Raw genomic sequence first — 19,139 nt, 5'->3', positions numbered from 1 at the left:
TCAGTCCCTTTTCTGTTCGAGGCCCGAGGCGGGTGAAGCCACCTGTCCGGCCATCAGAGGCGTGAGCGCCCCGGCTGTTGCATTCGGCGAGGCCGCGATCCTCTGGGTCGACGCGGTGCCGCGCACGATCTCGACCGATCTCTGCGTTTCCTCGAGGGCGGCCTGTCCCATCCCCGAGATCCTGTTCGACAGCAGCGGCTCGTCCTCCGCGATTTCGGGCATGTCGCTGTCGCTGGCCGGGCTGAGGGCGAGCACGAGGTTTCCGGTCCGCAGGGCGAGGGCGAGCACCTTCGTCCCCTCCGGATGGAGTTCCAGCGTCACCGTCTGCGGCGGCGAGTCGGGCCTTTCCCCGGACACTTCCGTGGTCCGGTCCGTCGCGATGACGCGCACGTTCCGCAGCACCGTCCGCACCGCGCGCAGCCCGTCGGGAACGTCATAGGTCACGAGGACATCGACGCGGTCGCCGCGGGTGATCAGCCCGGCGACGGCGGTCTCCTCGGTTACGGGCAGGGAGATCGCCCTCATTCCCTCCGCCAGCAATGCCGCGGTGCCGCTGTCCTGTCCGCCCGGCATCGCGGCCGCACCCGACGGCGCCGCGTCGAGATCCTCCGCGACGAAGGGCGTCCGCGCCGGCACCCGCCTCGAGAGGACGAGCCCCTCCAGCCGGGTGCGGTTCTCCGCCGTGTCGCGGAGATAGAACGCGCCGTCTTCCGACGGATCGACGTTCACGATGGTGAGCGCCTCCGCGGTGACGGGCGTGCCCGCATCAAGCGTGGAAGCCGCCGCGAGGACGGGAAGCGGAACCGGCCGCGTCCCATCCGTGGCCGCGGGCGTCTCCCCGCGGGAGGGGGATGACATGCTCCCGATCCCGATCCAGGTGACGACCGCGGCAACGGCGACGGAGGATGCGACGATCCCGGCGGCGCGCCCGGAGATGCCGAGGCGTGAGAACATTAGGTCTCCGATGTACCGAGGCTGCACACCTCTTTTTTGAGCGCATCACAGACGTCTTGGAAAATGCCTTGAACCTCAGTTCCGAGAACGCCGACAACACCAACCAGAACAGCCGCGATCAGGGCGGCGAAGAGCCCGTATTCGATGGCGGTCGCGCCGTCCTCCTTGCGCCCGTAGCTGGAGAATGCAGTGGCGAGTTTGACATAGAGATTAAGCATGGTTTCCCCTTCTTCCGATTATGACTTCGCGCGTATGTCGCGATATTCTCTCTTAATGACGGTCGATATCTTCTTAAGTTCATCAACTGTGTGAGCCAAAAGGATCAGATTTCGAGAGCTCGACAATAATTTCCCGGAAATTTGGGCGTTAAGTGGCTGATTTACAACAAAAATAATAAATCTTTAGGATGTTATATATGTCTATAAGAATATAAATTTATGACCTAAAGATATAATTAAGGACGTACTAAATATCTTTAGTATCCATACTTCTCTGGGGCCATCCTCGCGCCGTATCGCAGCGGGCGGACGCTCGGGCGCTGATTCCGCCGCCCCCGTCGCCGGACGGGAGTGCATGGCGCCGCCAGCCGTGGTGAGGGGGGCAAGAAATCAGACGGAGTAGCCAGAGAAAGTTTGACACGAGCCTCTCGCGCCCCTCGCGGGGCGGCTCGATTGGCAAGTAATGCGATTTTGGCTGCCCGTCGTCGCACCTTCCCAACGTAAATTTTCTCCCGACGGGCATATTTGGCGAAAGTCACGTCCTGTCGTGACAACGTTCGGCAGAGGGAATGCGCTAAATTAACACGACTAAATCGATGGTGATTGAAAATTTAAAACGCGTTCGCCACACTTTTCTCGAAACCCAATGGTGGAAAGATAGGCTATGCTATTGAATAGACGATCATTTATGTCCCTCAGCTCCAGCTTGGCGCTTGCCCTGGCTGCCGGACGTGCGGGCGCCCGGACCTTTTCGCCGGAGACCAAGCTGATCGTCGCGGACCAGAGTGAATTGATCCGGAACCTGCTGGCCGCGACCGGAGAGGACGCGGCACTGCCCTTCGAACTGGAGCTTCCCAATTTTGCCGGTGGTCCGGCGATCCTCGAGGCCATCCGCGCCGGAGCGTTGGACGCGGCTTATGTGGGGGATACGCCTCCGATCCAGGCGCGTGCCTCCGGTACGCTGCTGCCGATCATTGCCACCTTTACCCGGCAAGTGGCGCAGTACCGTCTCGTCAGCCGTCCAGGGCTGGTGGTGGAGCGGCTGTCGGACCTGAAGGGATTGAAGCTGAGCTATGTCGAAGGCTCGGGCAGGCAGGTCTTCCTGATAGAGGCGCTGAATCGCGGTGGCATCGCGCTCGACGAGGTGGACCTCGTCCCGCTGCGCGTCGCCGATCTGCCGGACGCGATCCGGTCCAGCGCCGTCGATGTGGCAGTCCTGACCGAGCCGCATGTGACCCGCCTGCGTAACCAGATCGGTGCAACGCCCGTCCAGGACCCGGTGGAGCGGAAGCTGCTGCCATCGACCAGCTACATATACGCCCGCCCCGAGGTTCTGGAGGATCCGGAGAAGGCGGCAGCGCTCGAAATGTTCCTGCCCGCCTTCATCCGCGCGGGAAGCTGGAGTAACAGCCATTCCGCGGAATGGGGCGACTTCTACTATACCGGATTTCAGCGGATTGCTCCGGAGGACACTCAGGCGATCCTCGACTCGCTGTCGCCACTGGTGTTCCAGACCTCGTCCGAGGCGATCGCGCATCATCAGAAGCTCATCGACACGCTATATCAGGCCGGAACCCTGCCCGAACATTTCGATGCCGCAGGCTCCTTCTCGGATCGGTTCGATCCGCTCATCGCCGAGACCCGCTGACGGGAAAGGAAGGCCACATGACCGATATCTTCGCAGCGCATACCGCCACCCGTCCGACCGAAGCGAAGCCCGCCGCACGGCCCCCGGCGCGGCTCACGTCAGGCAGGTTGCCGGAATGGGCAAGGCTGACGGGGCCGGTCTTGTTGCTGATACTTTGGGAGGGGGCGTCGCGACTGGGATATCTGTCGCCCCACACGCTGGCCCCGCCCAGCCAGGCGGTGGCGACCGGCTGGCAGTTGCTGAGCGACGGGACTCTGCTCCCCCATCTCGCCGCCTCGGCGGGGCGGGCCTATGCGGGACTGGCGCTCGGTGTATTGGCAGGTCTGGCGCTGGCACTGCTGTCGGGTCTCACGCGTACCGGGGAGGCGCTCTTCGACGGGCTGGTGCAGATCAAGCGCGCGGTTCCCACGCTGGCGCTGATTCCGCTGGTGATCCTGTGGCTCGGCATCGGAGAAGCGATGAAGATTTTCCTGATCTTCACGTCGGTAATGGTCCCGGTCTACATCAACACCCATGCTGCGTTGCGAGGCATCGACATCGGACATGTGGAACTGGCGCGCACTCTGGGACTCAGCCGGGGTGAGTTCATCCGCAAGGTGGCGCTTCCCGGCGCGCTGCCTGGGTTCTTCGTCTCGCTCCGGCTTGCGGTGACGCTGTGCTGGACGGCGCTCGTGGTTCTGGAATTGATCAATACCCAGACCGGGATCGGCTATCTGATGAACCGCGCACGGGACTGGGGACAGACTGACATCATCGTCGTCGGCATATTCATCTATGCCATCCTCGGCCTTCTCTCGGATGCGCTGGTACGTCTGACCGAGGCTCGCGTTCTGTCTTATCGGAGGTCGCTGGGATCATGAGCGTGCATCAGATCTTTTCTCCTGCCGTTACGCTGCGCGACGTCAGCCGCGCCTTTGCGGGGCGCACCGTGCTCGACCGCATCTCGCTGGACATCCGGAAGGGCCAATTCGTCGCCCTGCTGGGCGAGTCCGGCTCGGGCAAGACCACTCTCCTGCGGGCTCTGGCGGGACTCGACGACGACGCGGAGATCCAAGGACATTTTACTGTTCCCGACCACGTGTCCGTCCTGTTTCAGGATGCGCGCCTGTTGCCCTGGTTGCGTGTGATCGACAACCTGACGCTTGGCCTGCGCCGCTCCGACGCCCGTGAGGCCGCGCAGGAGATGCTCGCGGCGGTGGGGCTCGACGACAAGGCCGACGTCTGGCCCGGCACCTTGTCGGGCGGGCAGAAGCAACGTGCGGCTCTGGCGCGAAGCCTGCTGCGCGCGCCGGACCTGCTTCTGGCTGACGAGCCCTTCGGCGCGCTGGATGCGCTGACCCGGCTGAAGATGCATGCCCTTCTGTTCCGCCTGGTGGAGTTGCGCAAGCCCACCGTGATCCTCGTCACCCACGACGTGGACGAGGCGCTTCTTCTGGCCGACCGCATCCTGATGCTGAAGGACGGGCGCATTGCGGAGGATCATCGCGTGGACCTGTCCCATCCCCGCCGTACCAGCCATCCCGAATTCGAAGCCCTGCGTCTGCGTTTGCTGCGCAGCCTGGGCGTCGAGACCGATATCGTGTGAGAAAGGAGCGACGCCATGGCGCGCCAACTGCACCTGAACCTGTTTTTGATGCCACGCGGCCATCACGAAAGCGCATGGCGCCACCCGGCGGCCGTCGACCGGAAGCTGACGGATCTCGAACTCTATGCCGGTGCGGCGCGGATCGCCGAGGAGGCGAAATTCGATGCCGTATTCCTGGCGGATGCTCTGGTCGCGCAGAATAACGGTGGATTGGTGGCATCGGGGGCGTTGGAGCCCATTGCGCTTCTGTCGGCCCTGGCCGCCCTGACGCAGAGGATCGGTCTGATCGGTACGGCGTCGACCACTTACAGCCTGCCCTACACGCTGGCGCGGCAGTTCGCGACGCTGGACCACCTTTCGAAGGGGAGGGCCGGCTGGAACATCGTCACCTCCTGGGCCCCGCAGGCCGGGTCAAACTACGGGCGCGAGGCGGACGTGGGTCATGGCGAACGCTACGCCATAGCCGAGGATTTCGTACAGGCCGTGGAAAAGCTCTGGCGCAGCTTCCCTGCCGAGGCGGTCCTCGACGACCGTGCGGGTGGGCGCTACTTCGATCCGGCACTTGTCCAGCCGATCCACCATAATGGACGGCACTGGCAGACGCGGGGACCGTTGAATGTGCCCGGCAGCCCGCAGGGGCGCCCCGTCTTTATCCAGGCTGGCCAGTCCGAGGATGGCCGCGCCTTTGCCGCCCGCTGGGCCGAGGCGATTTTCACGGCGCATCTGGCCAAGGAGACCGCCCGCGCCTTTTATGCCGACATCAAGGGGCGGGCCGCTGCCCTGGGTCGCAGTGCCGAGGACATCGTGATCCTGCCCGGCCTTTCCGCGGCTATCGGCTCCACACAGGCAGAGGCCGACCGCGTGTGGGAGGAACTCGACGCGCTGACGAGCCCGGAGATCGGCCTCGCTCGTCTCGCGGCCCGGTTCGGAGGGCATGACTTCTCCGCCGTCCCGCTCGATCGGCCCCTGACCCGCGACGATTTCCCGGATCCCTCGGCCGTGGACGCGTCGAAGAGCCGCGCGACGAGCTATGTCGACGTCGCCCTGCGCGAAGGGCTGACCCTGCGCCAGTTGTTGCAGCGCCTCGCAGGGGCGCGGGGGCATTTCACCATCGCTGGCACTCCCGAGAAGATTGCCGATGTGATTCAGGATTGGTTCACAGATGGGGCGGCGGATGGCTTCAACATCATGCCGCCTGTCCTTTACAGCCAGTTCGAACTGTTCGCCCAGGAAGTCGTTCCGATCCTGCAAAAACGTGGCTTGTTTCGTGCTGACTACACCGGCACGACGTTGCGCGAACATTTCGGCCTCGCGCCGGTTGCCGCCTCCGGAGTGCTGCCGATGACTGCCTGAGCCTCTCTGCGCGGCGGTCGGCATCTCGGGCGGCCGCGCATCCTGTCTTCGGGACCGGAGACGACGGAGCGATGCCTTCCTCGCGGGCGTGGCAGAGACGTCCCGCAACGGCGACCGGAGTTGTCCCCGTGTGCCGTCATAGGCCATTGATCAACATAGACTGGTCCAGCCGAGCAAGAGCGCCTATCCCGGTGGGCACGAAGATTTCGTCGTCTGGCTGGATTACTACCTCGATCACCATCCACAGATCATGCGGTTCTTCCCGCGCATTCGCGAGATCGGGATCTACACCTGCGCCGATTGGCGGGACACGCTCGACTGGACGCGCAAGACCTACATGCAGCGCAACCGGTTGATCTTTGACGGCGCCGCGGCTCTGGAGGCCGCTTTGAATTCCAGTGTCCGTCACGACATGCGCACCGATCTCGAGGCGTTCCCTACCTTCACCGGGGGAAATGTCTCACGGAGGCTGAGCGCTGGAAGTCTCGGGCGCGCCTCCCCTTTCGATCTTTCGAGGGATGCGTGTTGGCTCGGGATGGCGCCTGAGTGACACCGACGAACAATCGCGCCAGTCCGCGGCAGGCGTTCCCGGAGGTTTCAGGGCATTTCAACGTCCGGCTGCCTTTCATGGTTCCCTCGACGCGCGAACTTCGCGTTTTGCGGCAGGGAGTTGCCGAAATTCGTGCGTCGCATGAGCGGCAAGTGGCGTGTCTCTCTCGCATGGAGGTCGCGACGCTTTCCCCCGGCTGAAACCGCCTAAGTTGAGGGGGGAAGGAGGATGAAGATCATGAAAAAGTACCTGTATATTACCGCTTTCACCCTTCCCATTGTGGCCGGTCCGGTCTGGGCACAGGATGAGACCACCCCGGACGAGACCGCCCCGGCCCCGACCGAGCAGATGGAAGACCAAACCCCCGGCGGAGACACGGGCACCACGCCCGATGCCCCCGACGCCGGGACGACAACACCCGACGACGGCACGATGACGCCCGACGCCGGGACCACCACACCCGACGACGGCACGACCGCGCCTGACGACGGGACGACCCTCGACAGTGATCCCTCGGCTGCCGAGGCCCCTGCCGAAGACGGGGCGCCGGCCGCGGCGTCGGGTGCAGTCGTGCCGCAGCAGGAAAGCGCGGAAATTCTCGGTGACTGGATTCTCAGCACGAGCGTGACCTCCCCTGACGGCGAGACCATCGGCAGCATCAAGGATATCATCATCACGGAAGATGGCCAGATCACCGGCGTCATCCTCGGTGTCGGAGGGTTCCTCGGGATCGGTCAGAAGGACATCGCGGTCGACTACAGTGAGCTGGACATCCAGTACGATGGCGACGCCATCGAGCTCGCAATGACGCGCGAGGAAGCCGAGGCCGCGCCCGAGTACCAGTATCGCGAGAAGGAAACGGCTCCCGCGCCTGTCGATGACACCATGGGAACCGGCGGAATGGACAGCGGCATGGGCGCCGGAACCGGCATGGGTGGAGACACCGGCATGGGCGGTACCACAGTCGAGTGACCTCTGCATGGCTCGCTGTTTTGAGCCACAAACCTTTGCTGCGCCCGGCGGGACGTCCCGCCGGGCGTTCGCATGTGATCAGTCCGGCCTCCCTTATTTCTGGCGGCCCCGAACGGGCGTCGCTCTTTCGCCGGGGCGCACGCATGGGGTGCCTGCCTGACAGCGTGACGCTATGGAAAACAGCGGCTCCCGCGTCTCCCCTGAAACAGCTTGCGCAAGCCGCCGACATATGGCGTGGTCCCGCGCTATCCGGCCGGGGCCGGGACGGTCGCCATGACCAGTTCGGGGGCAGGGGCGCCGGGGATGTTGCGGAATGGCCGGAGCGGGCGGCGGTGAGGGGCAAGTCAATGGCTGCCTTGACTTAGTCGTCGGAGCGGCGGCGATTGCGGGTCAATTCCGAAGCGGCTTCCGGGGGCGATTTCTGTGGCGATGATTGGGTATGAAATCAGTCAAATTTATTACGTATACGTATTAGTAACGTGACTGGGAATCTGCGAGACCACGTTTCTCCGGCGTGAGATTCAATGATGAAGACCTATCTTGTTCCGGGTTTCCCTCTTTTCTTGAAAGATAGTTGCGTGCGTGGGGCGGAGAGCTCCTGGTTTTCCGCGGTCTGCGGCCTGACACGCTTTCGTTGACAAAACGCAATTCGAGCGTATGGTGAAAGTTATAGTGCGTACACGTACAAATAACGATGCAAAGCAAGAGGGAGGAATTGCTATGTTTCGGGGACGTGGCCTGATCGGGCTGGGGTTTTCCATTGCCATGCTGACGGCACCGGTACAGGCGCAGGACGCCTGTGAATGGCAACCGTCGAGGGACATGCGGCTTATCGTGACCACCGGAGCGGGAAGCGCATTCGACGTCCTGGCACGCGCGGCCGCCAACCAATGGGAGAAGTATTTCGGCGTCGATGTCGTCGTGCAGAACCTGCCGGGGGCGGGTGGCCTTCTGGGGGTCGATGAGGTCCTGTCCTCCCGTCCCGACGGGAATGTCATCGGCCTGATGCCGAGCACGGGTTATCTGGACCAGCTCATCGAGCCTTCGTTCCCCTGGGATGTCAGAGACATTCCGGTGTTCCTCGGGATCAGTACGCCCAGCATCGGCGTGCTGACGAGCGTCGACTCCGGCTACGAGACCTGGGAGGACGTGCGGAACAGCGACGACCGGCTCGTCATCGTGCGCTGGGACAAGCTGACGATGGACATGCCGATCGTCGTGGACCTGTCGGAGCACGACGCCGATATCGCCACGGCGGCCTTCGATTCCTTCGCTCCCATCATTGCGTCCATCCAGTCCGGCGACGCGCAGCTCTGGTCGTCGGTGCTCAGCGTGACGGCAATGGAGCATGTGGAGGAAGGAACGATGCGCGTCCTCTTCGTCTACAGCGACGAGCGGCTGCCGAACCTGCCCGACGTGCCCACCTATCGTGAACTGGGCATGCCGGAGGAATGGGGGACGAACTCGGTCTCGCGCATGTGGTTCGCGCCCGTCGACACGCCGCAGGAGACGCTGGATTGCCTGAACGAGAGGCTGGGTCAGCTTCTGGAGGATCCGGAGATCGGTCCCTGGGCCCGCGAGAATGGCATCATCGAAGAGATCGTTCCGGGCGAACAGACCAAGACGCAGCAGGAAGGCCTCTACGAGATCATCTCGGAGCACAACGATCTCTACATGGAGCACGGCGGCTAGGCCGTTCGTCGGCTCCCGTGCAGGGAGGGGCGGACGGACGTCCTGCGGTGCCTGCATGATCGGCAGGCACCACGCCCCTCGGTCGCTGGTTCACGTCATGAGGATATAGAAGATGTCCGCCGACATAATGACTGCGTTTTTCGCCGGGTTTTCGGAGGCCCTGGCCTGGCCGAGCATCGGCTATATCATTGCCGGCGTCGTGATGGGCCTGGCATTGGGAATCGTGCCGGGACTGGGCGGGATCGTGGGATTGTCCCTGCTCCTGCCGCTGACCTTCACCCTCGACATCGGACCCGCCCTCGCGATGATGATCGCCCTCATGGCGGTGACGACCACCTCCGACACGATACCGGCGGTGCTGCTGGGGGTGCCGGGGACGGCGGCCGCGGCGGCGACGGTGGTCGACGGCTATCCCATGGCGCGGAAGGGGCGCGCGGCGGAGGCGCTCGGAGCGGCCTTCTTCGCCTCCGCGCTGGGCGGGATCTTCGGCGCTCTGGTCCTGGCCGTCTCCATTCCCATCCTGCGGCCGCTGGTCCTCGCGTTCGGCCCGCCCGAGATCTTCCTGTTGGCGATGCTCGGGATCGCCTCGGTGGGGACCATCGGCGGCGGCGATCCGCTGCGCGGCTGGGCTTCCGGGGCGATCGGCGTCATGTTGGCGATGGTCGGGCGGGACCCGATCCATGCGGTTCCGCGCTTCAGCTTCGGCCAGCCGATCATGTGGGACGGCATTCCCATCATCGCCGTGGCCTACGGGCTGTTCGTCATTCCCGAACTCATCACGCTCAGCCGGAGCGGGGCACGGATCTCCAACGTCGCTCTGCCGAAGAACCTCTGGGCCGCGCAGATGCGGGGCGTGCGCGACGTGGCGGCAAACTGGTTCCTGGTGATCCGGTGCAGCGCCATCGGCACCTGGATCGGCTTCATTCCCGGCCTCGGCGGCGCGGTCGCCGACTGGGTGGCCTATGCCCATGGCAGGGCGACGGTGCGCGACAGCGAGACCTTCGGCAAGGGCGACGTGCGTGGCGTCATCGCCCCGGAATCCGCGAACAATTCCTGCAAGGGCGGGGAGCTCATTCCCACCCTCGCCTTCGGCGTTCCGGGCAGCATCACCATGGCCTTCGTCTTCAGCGCCCTGCTGATCGCCGGCATCGCGCCGGGACCGGCGATGCTGCGGGATCATCTCGACCTCAGCATGCTGATGATCTGGTCGCTGGTGATCGCCAATATCGTCGGGACGGCGATCTGCTTCGGACTGACGCGCTATCTGGCGAAGCTGACCATGGTGCCGGGATTCTGGATCGTGGGCGTGATGGGGCCGGTCGTGATGCTGTCGACCTATGCCTTCAGCAACGTGACCGAACACATGATCATGCTGATGGTGCTCGGCCTTGTCGGTTGTTTCATGCGCCAGTTCGGCTGGCCGCGTCCGCCCATGCTGGTCGGCTTCGTGCTGGGCTCGATCATCGAAAGCAATCTCGTGAATTCGGTTCGCATGTTCGGATATGAGTTCCTGTTCCGGCCGATCTCCGCGGTTCTGGCGCTGATCCTCGTTCTCGTCTTCGTCAACGGCACGATCAGGCCGATCTACCGCAACCGCAGGCGCAACCATCCGGCCAAGTGCTGAGCTGACACCATCGAAAGGATTTCACCATGCGTGCCGAACGCCTGACGCGTCTTCTGTTCGACCTGTTCCTTTTCTTCGTGATGGTGTTCTCGCTCGTCTGGATCACGATCTCGGACTGGAATTTCTATTCCGCGCTCATGCCAATGGTCTTTTCGATCTTCGGGGTGGTGATGACCGGGGCGGTCGTGCTGCGCGATCTTCTGGTTCCCGAAGGCGGAGAGACCGGGCGGGCCGAGGGCGGTCCTGCGCAGGATATCGACACGGTGGAGGGAGAGGGCGAGGATGCCGGGCCCGACGAGTATGATGAAACATTTGGCGCATTCGTCCCGCCGATGCTGATGTTCTTCTCCTGGCTCGTCGCCTTCTACATCGGGATCGTGATCATCGGTTTCCTGCCGGCGGTCGCCATCGCGACCATCGCATTCCTGCGGATCTTCGGAACGGCGCGCTGGCTGCCGGCGGCGATCGCGGCGGTGTTGCTGGTGGCGGCGTCCTATTATTTCTACGACACGCTGATGCATGTCGTCTGGCCGGATCCGCTGATCATGCGGCTGCTCGAATGACGGCGCCTGTGCCCGGTCAGGGCATGGGGTGCGAGCTGGAGCGAGGGAGGAAGGACATGTCCTTAGAGGGAAAAGTCGTTGTGGTGACCGGCGGCGGGGCCGGCATCGGCCGGGCCTGCTGTGTGGCGCTGGCCGCATCGGGGGCGACGGTCGCGGTCGGGGATATCGACCCCGGCACGGCCGCGGAGACGCTGGCGACGATCGAGGAGGCCGGCGGTCGGGGTTTGGCCGGGCGGGTGGATGTCACGTCGTCCGAACTGGTCGAGGCGTTTGTGAATGGCGTGACCGGGAGGTTCGGTCGCATCGACGGACTGGTGAATGCGGCAGGGGGGATCGTGAGCGCCACCTCGGTCGCCGATTGCAGCGAAGAGGACTGGGACAGGACCTTCGTTCTGAACGTGAAAAGCACCTATCTGGTGAGCCGTGCGGTGCTGCCCGCGATGCTGGCCTCCGGGTCGGGAGCGATCGTCAATTTCAGTTCCGCCGCTGGCCTTGCCGCGCGGAGGAACCTTGCCGCCTATTCCGCCGCCAAGGGGGCGATCGTGGCCTTGACCCGCGCCATGGCCGCGGATTTCGGGGACCGCGGCATCCGCGTGAATTGCGTCGCGCCGGGGCCCACGATGACCGACGCATTCCGCGCGCATGTGCAATCGGCGGCCTACCCCGATGCCGTCTTGCGGGAGCGGGCGTCGGAACAGCTCCTCGGGCGATTGGGAAAACCCGAGGATATCGCGAAGGCGGTCCTCTTCCTTCTGTCCGGAGAGGCGGACTGGATCACGGGGCATACCTATCCGGTGGACGGCGGGAATACGGCGTGAGCGCCGGCTCGATGGCCGGTCGCCGGGCTGTATTTCGATCCGACCGGCCCCGCTGCTTCATACCCGCACCTCAGCCGAGTGCTCGCAGGACGGCCCGGATCGCCGCCGGAACGGGTTCGATCACCGGGACGGAGAATTCCCGTGACAGCCAGCGCGCCACGCTGACGAGCGGGCCGCCGCCCACGACGACCGCTTCGGCGCCGTCCTCGTTCACGGCACGGTCGACCTCCCGATACAATGCGGCCTGAAGGGCGGGGGGATCCTCCATCAGGCGGTCGGGATCGTCCTTCGTTGTGCGGACGGAGGTCAGCAGCGCGCCGAAACCGTAGTGGACGGCAGATCGGCGGATCGCCTCGGCAAGCAGCGGCGTCGTCGTCGCCACGGCGAACCGTCTGTCCCCGGCTGCGGCTTCGGTCATGCTGGCTTCGGCGAGACCGATCACCGGGCAGGAAAACCGCGACCGGAGCCGGTCAAGGCCGGGATCTCCGAATGCGGCGACGACCACCGCATCGGGCGGCGGATCGAGGGGGAGGGCGGCGATGTCCAGAACCGCCTCCTCGGCCGTCCGAAGCGCGGCGTCATCGGTGATGAGCGCCGTGCCGAAGGCGGCCGTTCTCGCCGTGATCGTGAGGCCGGCGCCCGGCCCCTGCCGCGCGGCTCTCAGCATGCGGCGGGTGGTGAGGCGCGATGTGTTCGGGTTGAGGAGCAGGAGATGTCCGAGCGTCTGTCGGGCGAGATCCGCGGGGGCGGGCGAGTGCGTGCGGGTCATGCGGTGTCGCGCTCCGGCGACAGGCCGAGGAGGCGCTCGGGGTTGTCCCGGATCAGGCGCCGGATGTCCTGCACCGGAAAGCCGAGATCGAGAAGCGAGCTCGCGAGGAGCCTCATGCCCTCGACCGGCGCGGGGGCCGAACGGATGCCGTAATCCGTGCCGACGACGAAGTGCTCCACACCGATTTCCCGGATCTGTTTCGCCCAGCCGACGAAGCCGTCGAAAGCCGGTTCGCTGGCGATGCCCGCGATCTCGTCGGCCCATTCCGGCTCGACATAGTAATTCGTGCGGCGCAGCCCCTTGTGGAACAGCCAATCTGAGCAGCAGGCCTCCAGAAACACGCCCTCGGCAGCAAGCTGTTTCTGTTCGGCCAGCGACAGCCGGGCCCGTGCGGGATGGGACACGAGAATGCGGGCGATCCCGCGGTCACGCGCGAGCCGGCAGAGGCGGATGGCCTCGGGACCGGACAGATGGCCGGTGACGAGGTAGACGTCGGGCCGTTCCGCGATCAGGTCGAGGATCTCGTCGAGTTCCGGGGAGATCGGATCCTCCAGCGGAATGCGGATCGCACGGGACAGTTCTTCCTGCGCGAATTTCGGATAGAGATCCTTGAAGGGAACGGGCGCGCCGTTGATCATCCGGCCCTCGTGGCTTGCCATGTAATAGGTGCAATGCGCGCCGAAGTGGATGAATTTCGCGCCCGCGCCGTAATGCAGCGCCGTCTTGACGGCGCGCGGGTTCATCCCGCCGAGGCAGGTGGTCAGGATGAGGCCGCCGTAGACCTCGATCCCATCCACCTGGCGCGACACCATCCATGCCGTGCCGGCACTGTTGCCGAAGGTATGGTCGTAGAAGACCACGGCGCGCTGTCCGGCCTCTCTCGCCGCGACGGCGAGCTGGAAGGGATCCATGCGGCCGGGGCAGGATCTGAGCCATGGCCCGCTATGGATATGGGTGTCGATCGCGCCGTGCAGCAACCGGTCCGGCAGGTCGTAGGACCGGCAGTCCGGCGTTTCATTCTCAATCGTCATGGAGACTCCGGGTTTGGCGACATGACCGTTCAGTTCGACAGGAGATCCGGGCCGAACAGGACGATCTGGGGAAAGATTGTGATGAGGATGATGAAGGCCAGCATGGTGAAGACGTAGGGCAGCGCGCCGATCATGACCTCGGAGATCTCGCCCTCTTCGCGGATGCCCTGGATGACGAAGAGGTTGAGGCCGACCGGAGGCGTGATCATGGCCATCTCGATGAGGATCATCATCAGGACGCCGAACCAGACGGGATCGAAGCCTGCGGCGAAGATGCTCGGCGCGATGATCGGGATCGTCGCGACCATCATCGTCAGCGTGTCCATGAACATCCCGAGGACGAAGTAGAAGACGACGACGACCAGAAGAAGCGCGTAGGGGGTGAGATCGAGATCCACGATGAGCTGGTTGATCCGCGCCGTGAGCCCGATGCTGCCGATCACGAAGTTCAGGAAATATGCCGCGACGAGCAGGGCCATCGACATTGCGGTCGTCCGCATCGTCGCGAGCAGCGCCTCGCAGAGCATCGGCCAGTTCAGGCGGCGGTTCTTCCAGGCCATGCCGAGGGCCGCGATCAGTCCCAGCGCCCCGGATTCCGCCGGCGTGGCGATGCCGGCATAGATGGAACCCACCACGAGGAGGAAGATGACGAGCGGCGCGATCAGCGAGGGCAGGGTGCGGAACCGTTCGGACCAGCCGTGACGTGTCCGCGTCCCGCGCGTGCCGGGCACCAGCCAGCAGATCATGAGGGTGGCGCCGATGAACAATGCCACGAGAAGCAGTCCCGGCAGGAAGCCGGCCAGGTAGAGCCGCGGGATCGAGGTTTCCGTCAGCAGGCCGTAGAGGATCATGTTCGTCGAGGGCGGGATCAGGATGCCCAGCGTTCCGCCGGCCGCCAGTGTGCCGAGGAACAGGGACCGGTTGTAGCCCTGTTTCTCGATCTGCGGGATCGCCACGGTCCCGACGGTCGCGGCCGTGGCCACACTGGTGCCCGAGGTCGCGGCGAATATCCCGCTGAAGGCGAAGTTGGAATGCATCAGCCCTCCGGGAAGCCAGGACATCCAGGCCTCCATGGCCCCGTACATCCTGTCAGCCACACCGGCGCGGAGAAGGATCTCTCCCATCAGGATGTAGAGGGGGATCGCCAGGAGGATGAATTTCGTGCTTGTGGACCAGGCCATGTCGCCCATCGCGGAGGCGAGCGGGAGGAAGCTGTAGCTTTCCGTCAGGGCGAGGCCGAGAAGGCCCATGGCCGCGGCGACCGGCAGGCTCAGCCCGACCAGGACCAGGAGCAGGATGATCGTGACCTGTATCATAGATGTGCCTCCGCTTCGTCCTTGCCGGACCGGGGTCCGATCAGTGACTTGACGCCTTTCGGATCGCGGCGGATCAGCCGGGAGACCGCGACGAGGAAGATGGCGATGCCTGTGAGCACGAAGATCACGTAGGCCAGTGCCCAGATACCCTGCGGGATGAAGAGGGGCGTCTGAAGCAGCGTGACTGCGCGCGCGCCGCGTTCGAACGAGACAAGCGCGGTCTCGGCCGCATGAAAGGCCACCACGGCGAAGAAGCCGGTGATGGAGGCGAGCGCCAGAAGGTCGAGCGCCGTGCGCAGCGGGCGAGGCAGGAACCGGACCACGGAATCCACCCGGATATGGCCGCGTTCGACGAGGCAGTAGGGGAATGCCATCGTCGAGCCGATGGCGAGCGCATAGGCCGTGAGCTCGTCTGCGATCCCCGTCGATCCGCCGAGCACCTTGCGGGCAAAGATCTCGACGGCGACCAGCGCGCCGGCGCCGAGGATCAGGAAGCCGCCCGCCAGGGCGAGGGTGCGGGACAAACCCTGCGTCAGGGACAGGAGCCGTTCGGTCGGGACGTCCTCCGTGTCCGGCCGTTCCGGCGGGGCAAGATCGGATTTTGCGATGCGATCCATCATCCATTCTCCGTTGATGGCGCCGCCGCCCGGCCGGGATGGCCGGGCTCGGGCCTGTGCAAGTCACTCTGCGGCGAGTTCGAAGCCGGTTGCCTTGCCGACGGTGTCGTTCCAGTCCGCGACGCAGTCGGCCCCGCAGCGTCCGGCGAAGGCCGGCAGGATGCTGTCACGGATGACGGCGGTCCGCGTTTCGGCATCGGCCTCGCTGATTTCCACGACGGTCATGTCGGCCTCGATGCCCAGTTCGCAGGGGCCTTCCCCGGAGTTGCAGGCGATCCCCTCGGCGGTGGCCCTGGCGGCAAGGTCCCAGAGAACCGGTTCGAGATCGGCATAGGCTGCCTCGATCAGCTCCTGCTGGTCTTCGCTCAGCGCGTTCCAGCGGTCCAGATTCACCCCCCAGTATTGCACCGCCCAGCCGAGGCTCATCGGATAGAGATAGCCTGCCACCTCGAACCATTTGGACGTATTGCCGGTCAGGGTGCCGGTGATCGCGCAGTCGATGACCCCGTTCTGGAGGGCCGGCACGACATCCGCATAGGGGATGGCGACCGCCGTCGCGCCGATACCGTTGACGAAATCGGTCAGCGCCTGCCCGAAGATCCTGATCTTCCTGCCCCGGATATCGTCAAGCCCGGAAACCGGATCGCTGCACCAGATCGCCTGGGGCGGATTGGCCGCGAGCGCGAGAAGCTTGATGCCGAAATCCTCCTCGAGCGTCTTCTCGAGCACCGGGCGATAGGCGTCGCAGACGGCGCGCGCTTCCTCGAGCGTGCCGGTGAGCCCCGGCAGATCACAGCCTTCGAACCTGGGCGCATCACCGACCGCCTGATTGAGGCCGCCGCTCCCGAACTCGATCGCGCCGTTCGACAACATGCGGGTGACCTCTCCGCCGGAGAGACCGAGCTGCTCCGCGGAGATGAGTTCGGCCGCGATCCTGCCGTCCGACAGCGCCGGAAGCGTTTCGGCGAAGAAGGGCGTTTCCCCCTGGGTGTAGAGGATGTTCTGAACCGGCTGACCGACCACCCTGAGGGTGACGTCGGCAGATTGCGCGTGGCCTGCGGTGGCGAGCAGCGTCGACCCCGCCGCGGCGCAGGCGAATAGGAAAGGTTTCATGCACGTACTCCGTTCGGTTGCTTCGGATGTCCCGTCCCTTCTGATGGCGGAACATTCGTTTCTTCCATTACAGAGGATGTGAAACATTTGTTTCTTATTGTGCAAGGTGGACGCAGGCGAAAAACATTTGTTTCACGGCCGGATACATGTGCCGCCTGTTTGCCGGGCGCTCCTCCGGCATGAATGCACGAAGATTGTGCGCTTAGAGTTCAGCGAAGGACGTATTCAGGGATTCGATGCCGCGCAGCCGCGACAGCCCCTCGCGTCCCGAGGCCTCGATGAGCCGGTCCGCGATCAGATGGCAGACCGCCATGACCGCGACATGGTTGAAGAGGGAGCCGGCGGTGGCCGTATGGCATCTGACCTGCCATCTGGCCGCAGGCTCATCGGGTGCGCCCTCGTCGGTGATGTAGAGGAGTGTCGCGCCCTTTGCGGCGACCGCCCTCGTGATCTTCTCCTGTATCGCCACCCGGCGCCGGAGCCCGAACATCACCACAAGGTCACCGGGATCGAGACTGATCAGATGCTCCCCGAGGGTTTCGCCCTGACCCGGAATATCCGTTATATTCTCGAAAACCTGCAAGAGTTGCCATGTGAGGTAGGCTGCCAGAGGTCTGCTGGCGCGAAAGCCGAGCACCCAGATCTTTCTCGCCCCGAAGAAGGCCGCCGTCATGTCCGTCAGGGTCTGCTCGTCGAGACCGGCGAAGGTCCGTTCCAGATTTCGGATGCCCTGGTTGAAATGTTTCGACATCGACCGCGGGCCCTCGCCCTGCTCGCGGGAGGAGAGGTAGAACCGGGATCCGGTTTCCCGTTCGGCCCGCACCTGGTGCCGTGCCTCTTCGTAGCTCGCATAGCCGAGCCTGCGGATGAAGCGGGAGACTGTCGCCTTCGACACCTCCGCGAGATCCGCGAGTTCCGCGACCGAGTAGCTGGCCAGCTCGCCCGGAAAGTCGCGCAGGAAAAGCCCGAGGCGCTTTTCGGCCGGATGCAGGGTCTCGAGCTTTTCGTTCAGACGGTTCGTGAACGGCTTCGAATTCTCCAACGGACCCTCCTGAAACAATCGTTTCAAGGATGGCCGAGCCGTCAGCGAATGTCCAGCCGCGGCTGCAATCTGGCGGAAACGGAGCGACCTGCCCGCACATTCCTCACGGCACAGGAGCGCGCGTTACAGTTCCGACGACAATCGCCCTTCGCGCTGCGGGGCGCGAACAAGCCGTTCGACGAGGTCATCCGTCCACTCCACATATTCGACGTGAAGGCCGTCGGGGTGGCGTGCGTAGAGCATCCGGCCTGTCGGCACATCGACGATCGGCTGGGTGATCGTCGCACCGCAGGCGAGCAATTCCGCTTCGACAGCTTCTATGTCGCGCACGATGACCGGGCCGTGACTGTCCCGGATGGGCGCCAGTGACTCTTCGGTTCCGGCCACGACGAACATGTCGCCGATCCCGGCCAGGTCCCACGCGCCGAAGCGGAAGCGGATATGCGGCTTTCGCCCGTGAAGCCGTTCGAGCGTGGCGAGAGTCGCGTCGCAGTCGGCGGAAAACATCCGTGCATAGGTCTTTAGGATCATGCTGCACCTTGTTTAGCGTTCGATAAAAAATATCCCTCTTGACGGTTGCCGGTCAACGGATTTTTAGTGGTCACTATGAAACAGAAGGCGAACAAGGGCGGTCGCCCGCGCGGCTTCGACCGCGATGAGGCGATCGCGACTGCCATGCGCCTCTTCTGGCGGCACGGCTATGAAGGCGTCTCGCTGGCCATGCTGACCGACGCGATCGGCGTGGCGCCCCCGAGCCTTTATGCGGCGTTCGGCAGCAAGGCCGGACTTTATCGCGAAGCCGTGGACCGCTACGCGACGGGGACCGCACTCTTTCCGTTGCAGGAGGAGGGGGAAAACCTGACCCTCGATCAGGCTCTGTCGCGTCTGTTCGACCGGGCGATCGACACGGCGGCGGGCGAAGACGGCGAGCGCGGCTGCATGGTGTCCACGGGCCTGCTCGCATGCCACCCCGATCATTGCGACCTGGCGGGTGAGCTGGCAACCCGCCGCCGCGACACGGCCGTGCGCCTCGATCAGGAATTGCGTCGCTGGTTCACGCCGACCCGGTCCGCCGAGGCGGCCCGGTTCCTGTGCGCTGTCCTTCAAGGCATCGCCGTGCAGGCGAAGGATGGCGCGACCGAGAACGATCTTCGCGCGGTGGCAGAGCTCGGACGGGCGGGAGTAACGGCTATGGTAGCGATCCGGCCGGAGATCAGCCACTGAGCGATCAGGACGGACATCTCCCGCGACGTGATCGTCAACCTGCCATGAGC

At 64.5% G+C, this 19,139-nt stretch carries 20 protein-coding genes; 11 read left to right on the top strand and 9 right to left on the bottom strand.

From position 1 onward, the window contains the following. Positions 1-954, bottom strand: a complete 954-nt coding sequence (gene cpaB / locus P73_RS24625) for a Flp pilus assembly protein CpaB (protein ID WP_052453484.1) — start codon at positions 952-954, stop codon at positions 1-3. Beyond that, positions 954-1,172, bottom strand: coding sequence for a Flp family type IVb pilin (locus P73_RS20755; protein ID WP_043871037.1), 219 nt, complete (start codon positions 1,170-1,172; stop codon positions 954-956). The genes cpaB and P73_RS20755 overlap by 1 nt, the downstream gene beginning before the upstream one ends. Before the next feature lie 688 nt (positions 1,173-1,860). On the opposite strand from P73_RS20755, the gene P73_RS20750 reads away from it, so the two are divergent. The 10 genes from P73_RS20750 to P73_RS20705 all read left to right on the top strand — a co-directional run bounded on the left by P73_RS20750 (position 1,861) and on the right by P73_RS20705 (position 11,977). Further along, on the top strand, positions 1,861-2,820 hold the full coding sequence (locus tag P73_RS20750; protein WP_245629204.1) for an ABC transporter substrate-binding protein: 960 nt from the start codon (positions 1,861-1,863) through the stop codon (positions 2,818-2,820). A 17-nt stretch (positions 2,821-2,837) separates the two neighbouring features. After that, positions 2,838-3,680, top strand: a complete 843-nt coding sequence (locus P73_RS20745; protein ID WP_043871035.1) for an ABC transporter permease — start codon at positions 2,838-2,840, stop codon at positions 3,678-3,680. Next, the gene (locus P73_RS20740) at positions 3,677-4,405 is read left to right on the top strand and encodes an ABC transporter ATP-binding protein (RefSeq protein ID WP_043871034.1); all 729 of its coding nucleotides are present in this window, start codon (positions 3,677-3,679) and stop codon (positions 4,403-4,405) included. The genes P73_RS20745 and P73_RS20740 overlap by 4 nt, the downstream gene beginning before the upstream one ends. A 15-nt stretch (positions 4,406-4,420) precedes the next feature. After that, positions 4,421-5,758, top strand: coding sequence for an LLM class flavin-dependent oxidoreductase (locus P73_RS20735; RefSeq protein ID WP_043871033.1), 1,338 nt, complete (start codon positions 4,421-4,423; stop codon positions 5,756-5,758). Between the two features lie 250 nt (positions 5,759-6,008). Further along, positions 6,009-6,308 (top strand): hypothetical protein, encoded by a 300-nt coding sequence (locus P73_RS20730; protein ID WP_052453483.1) that lies wholly within the window; start codon positions 6,009-6,011, stop codon positions 6,306-6,308. A 237-nt stretch (positions 6,309-6,545) separates the two neighbouring features. Beyond that, positions 6,546-7,280 carry a PRC-barrel domain-containing protein gene (locus P73_RS24620; RefSeq protein ID WP_158401963.1) on the top strand — a complete coding sequence of 245 codons (735 nt, stop codon included), beginning with the start codon at positions 6,546-6,548 and terminating at the stop codon, positions 7,278-7,280. Positions 7,281-8,000: 720 nt separating this feature from the next. After that, positions 8,001-8,972 carry a Bug family tripartite tricarboxylate transporter substrate binding protein gene (locus tag P73_RS20720; protein ID WP_043871032.1) on the top strand — a complete coding sequence of 324 codons (972 nt, stop codon included), beginning with the start codon at positions 8,001-8,003 and terminating at the stop codon, positions 8,970-8,972. A gap of 112 nt (positions 8,973-9,084) precedes the next feature. Continuing rightward, positions 9,085-10,596, top strand: a complete 1,512-nt coding sequence (locus P73_RS20715; RefSeq protein ID WP_052453481.1) for a tripartite tricarboxylate transporter permease — start codon at positions 9,085-9,087, stop codon at positions 10,594-10,596. Positions 10,597-10,622: 26 nt separating this feature from the next. Then, positions 10,623-11,159, top strand: coding sequence for a tripartite tricarboxylate transporter TctB family protein (locus tag P73_RS24615; protein ID WP_052453480.1), 537 nt, complete (start codon positions 10,623-10,625; stop codon positions 11,157-11,159). Between the two features lie 56 nt (positions 11,160-11,215). Then, the gene (locus tag P73_RS20705) at positions 11,216-11,977 is read left to right on the top strand and encodes an SDR family NAD(P)-dependent oxidoreductase (protein ID WP_043871030.1); all 762 of its coding nucleotides are present in this window, start codon (positions 11,216-11,218) and stop codon (positions 11,975-11,977) included. Positions 11,978-12,047: 70 nt separating this feature from the next. On the opposite strand, the gene P73_RS20700 is transcribed toward P73_RS20705, so the two are convergent. From P73_RS20700 to P73_RS20670, 7 genes are all read right to left on the bottom strand, one after another. Then, a complete protein-coding gene (locus P73_RS20700; RefSeq protein ID WP_052453478.1) occupies positions 12,048-12,746 on the bottom strand; it encodes an aspartate/glutamate racemase family protein in 699 nt (232 codons plus the stop codon). Beyond that, complete coding sequence (locus tag P73_RS20695; protein ID WP_043871029.1) at positions 12,743-13,777, bottom strand: DUF6282 family protein; 1,035 nt, start codon at positions 13,775-13,777, stop codon at positions 12,743-12,745. The genes P73_RS20700 and P73_RS20695 overlap by 4 nt, the downstream gene beginning before the upstream one ends. A 29-nt stretch (positions 13,778-13,806) precedes the next feature. Continuing rightward, positions 13,807-15,093 carry a TRAP transporter large permease gene (locus P73_RS20690; RefSeq protein WP_043871028.1) on the bottom strand — a complete coding sequence of 429 codons (1,287 nt, stop codon included), beginning with the start codon at positions 15,091-15,093 and terminating at the stop codon, positions 13,807-13,809. Further along, complete coding sequence (locus P73_RS20685) at positions 15,090-15,713, bottom strand: TRAP transporter small permease subunit (RefSeq protein WP_052453477.1); 624 nt, start codon at positions 15,711-15,713, stop codon at positions 15,090-15,092. Before P73_RS20685 ends, P73_RS20690 begins: the two co-directional genes overlap by 4 nt. A 60-nt stretch (positions 15,714-15,773) precedes the next feature. Continuing rightward, on the bottom strand, positions 15,774-16,823 hold the full coding sequence (locus P73_RS20680) for a TRAP transporter substrate-binding protein (protein WP_043871027.1): 1,050 nt from the start codon (positions 16,821-16,823) through the stop codon (positions 15,774-15,776). A gap of 202 nt (positions 16,824-17,025) precedes the next feature. After that, positions 17,026-17,865, bottom strand: a complete 840-nt coding sequence (locus P73_RS20675) for a MurR/RpiR family transcriptional regulator (RefSeq protein WP_043871026.1) — start codon at positions 17,863-17,865, stop codon at positions 17,026-17,028. 123 nt (positions 17,866-17,988) lie between these two features. Continuing rightward, positions 17,989-18,396, bottom strand: coding sequence for a VOC family protein (locus P73_RS20670; protein ID WP_043871025.1), 408 nt, complete (start codon positions 18,394-18,396; stop codon positions 17,989-17,991). A gap of 75 nt (positions 18,397-18,471) precedes the next feature. On the opposite strand from P73_RS20670, the gene P73_RS20665 reads away from it, so the two are divergent. Continuing rightward, positions 18,472-19,089 carry a TetR/AcrR family transcriptional regulator gene (locus P73_RS20665; RefSeq protein WP_043871024.1) on the top strand — a complete coding sequence of 206 codons (618 nt, stop codon included), beginning with the start codon at positions 18,472-18,474 and terminating at the stop codon, positions 19,087-19,089. Positions 19,090-19,139: the final 50 nt, after the last annotated feature.

This window comes from Celeribacter indicus, from assembly GCF_000819565.1.
In the GTDB taxonomy this organism is placed as follows: Bacteria; Pseudomonadota; Alphaproteobacteria; order Rhodobacterales; family Rhodobacteraceae; genus Celeribacter; species Celeribacter indicus.
This window is presented reverse-complemented; position numbering and strand designations above follow the sequence as displayed.

Bases quoted from the DNA above. Each gene is read 5' to 3' on its own strand.
- P73_RS24615 (WP_052453480.1), top strand. From the start codon at position 10,623: ATGCGTGCCGAACGCCTGACGCGTCTTCTGTTCGACCTGTTCCTTTTC.
- P73_RS20740 (WP_043871034.1), top strand. From the start codon at position 3,677: ATGAGCGTGCATCAGATCTTTTCTCCTGCCGTTACGCTGCGCGACGTC.
- P73_RS20670 (WP_043871025.1), bottom strand. From the start codon at position 18,396: ATGATCCTAAAGACCTATGCACGGATGTTTTCCGCCGACTGCGACGCG.
- P73_RS24620 (WP_158401963.1), top strand. From the start codon at position 6,546: ATGAAAAAGTACCTGTATATTACCGCTTTCACCCTTCCCATTGTGGCC.
- P73_RS20750 (WP_245629204.1), top strand. From the start codon at position 1,861: ATGTCCCTCAGCTCCAGCTTGGCGCTTGCCCTGGCTGCCGGACGTGCG.
- P73_RS20745 (WP_043871035.1), top strand. From the start codon at position 2,838: ATGACCGATATCTTCGCAGCGCATACCGCCACCCGTCCGACCGAAGCG.
- P73_RS20685 (WP_052453477.1), bottom strand. From the start codon at position 15,713: ATGATGGATCGCATCGCAAAATCCGATCTTGCCCCGCCGGAACGGCCG.
- P73_RS20720 (WP_043871032.1), top strand. From the start codon at position 8,001: ATGTTTCGGGGACGTGGCCTGATCGGGCTGGGGTTTTCCATTGCCATG.
- P73_RS20680 (WP_043871027.1), bottom strand. From the start codon at position 16,823: ATGAAACCTTTCCTATTCGCCTGCGCCGCGGCGGGGTCGACGCTGCTC.
- P73_RS20665 (WP_043871024.1), top strand. From the start codon at position 18,472: ATGAAACAGAAGGCGAACAAGGGCGGTCGCCCGCGCGGCTTCGACCGC.
- P73_RS20695 (WP_043871029.1), bottom strand. From the start codon at position 13,777: ATGACGATTGAGAATGAAACGCCGGACTGCCGGTCCTACGACCTGCCG.
- P73_RS20735 (WP_043871033.1), top strand. From the start codon at position 4,421: ATGGCGCGCCAACTGCACCTGAACCTGTTTTTGATGCCACGCGGCCAT.
- P73_RS20700 (WP_052453478.1), bottom strand. From the start codon at position 12,746: ATGACCCGCACGCACTCGCCCGCCCCCGCGGATCTCGCCCGACAGACG.
- P73_RS20755 (WP_043871037.1), bottom strand. From the start codon at position 1,172: ATGCTTAATCTCTATGTCAAACTCGCCACTGCATTCTCCAGCTACGGG.
- P73_RS20730 (WP_052453483.1), top strand. From the start codon at position 6,009: ATGCGGTTCTTCCCGCGCATTCGCGAGATCGGGATCTACACCTGCGCC.
- P73_RS20705 (WP_043871030.1), top strand. From the start codon at position 11,216: ATGTCCTTAGAGGGAAAAGTCGTTGTGGTGACCGGCGGCGGGGCCGGC.
- P73_RS20715 (WP_052453481.1), top strand. From the start codon at position 9,085: ATGTCCGCCGACATAATGACTGCGTTTTTCGCCGGGTTTTCGGAGGCC.
- cpaB (WP_052453484.1), bottom strand. From the start codon at position 954: ATGTTCTCACGCCTCGGCATCTCCGGGCGCGCCGCCGGGATCGTCGCA.
- P73_RS20690 (WP_043871028.1), bottom strand. From the start codon at position 15,093: ATGATACAGGTCACGATCATCCTGCTCCTGGTCCTGGTCGGGCTGAGC.